This is a genomic window from Micromonospora sp. NPDC049799, from assembly GCF_040656655.1.
In the GTDB taxonomy this organism is placed as follows: domain Bacteria; phylum Actinomycetota; class Actinomycetes; order Mycobacteriales; family Micromonosporaceae; genus Micromonospora.
The window spans coordinates 1-1362 of the sequence record NZ_JBFAMU010000841.1; the positions used below are offsets into that span (position 1 = coordinate 1).

Sequence of the window (1362 nt, forward strand, 5' to 3'; positions counted from 1 at the left end):
GTCGCCGAGCAGCTCGCCGCGAAGCTCGACGCCGCTCGGGCCCTGCACCAGGCGGTGGCCGGCCTGCCACGCGACCGGCGGCCACCGCTGGTGCTGCTGATGTCCTCGGTGGCCACCCTGATCGGTGGGGTCGGCACCGGCCCGTACGCCGCCGCGAACGCCGCCCTGGAGGCGTACGCCACGGACGCGGACACCCCGGAGTGCCGGTGGCTGGCGGTGGCGTGGGACGCCTGGCGTACCGGTGCGGGCGGGCCGGATCCGGCGATCAGCCTGCACGACGTTCTGGACGCGCCGGCCGGGTTGGCCGCGCTGGACCGGATCCGCGCGGCGCGTGCCGTCGCCCCACCCCTGGTGGCCGTGTCACCACGGGACCTGCCCGCCGTGCTGGCCGCCGCCGCCCGCTCGGCGGCCGACGCCCGACCCGTGACGTCCGGACCGGTCGCCGCGATGACCACCACCGAGGGCATCGTGGCGCAGCTGTGGTCGCGGCTGACCGGCGAGCCGGTGACCGGCCCCGACGCGGACTTCTTCGCCCTCGGGGGGCATTCGCTGCTGGCCACCCGGATGCTCGCCCAGCTGCGCGAGCGGATCGGCGTCGACCTGCGGCTGGCCGACCTTCTGGCGCATCCGACGGTGGGTGGCCTCGCGGCGCTGTGCGACGCCGGCCGCGACGGGGCGGAGCCGCACGCCGTCGACATCCCGCTCCCCGGGGGCGCGCCGATCGGTGACGCGCGGGCCGACGACCCGCCGGCCCGCTCGGAGGACGGCACGTTTCCGCTGACGCGGATCCAGCACGCCTACTGGGTGGGCCGCTCCGGCGGCTACCGGTGGGGAGACCTGGCGTGCCACTTCTACCTGGAGTACGACTGCCCCGACCTGGACCTCGACCGGTACGAGCGGGCCTGGCGGGCGGTGATCGACCGGCACCCGATGCTGCGTGCGGTGGTCACCGGGCAGGGCCGGATGCGGGTGCTCGACGACCTGCCCGCGTACCGGGTGCGGGTGCACGACCTGACCGTTCCCGACGAGGCCGAGCGGACGCGCCGGCTCGACGCGCTGCGGGAGCGCATCTCCCGCCAGCCGGGGCCGCCGGACCGGTGGCCGCTGTTCACCGTGCAGGCGGCCCGGCTGCCCGGTGGACGGGTCCGGCTGTTCATCGGCATCGACGCGCTGGTCTGTGACGCGGCGAGTTGGTGGCTCATCGACCGGGAGCTGCGCGCCTTCCACGCCGACCCGGACGCGGCACTGCCGCCACCGGCGGTGCATCCGGCGGACTGCGTGGCCGCGGTCGAGCGGCGTCGGGCCGGGTCCGTGGCGGCGCGGGACGCCGCCTGGTGGCGGGACCGACTTCCGGGGCTGCCG

Annotated in this window: 1 protein-coding gene; it reads left to right on the top strand. The window is 76.9% G+C overall.

The features are described 5' to 3' along the window. Positions 1 to 1362: phosphopantetheine-binding protein (locus tag AB0I76_RS29965; protein ID WP_357042506.1), on the top strand; the 1362-nt coding region annotated here is incomplete at both ends.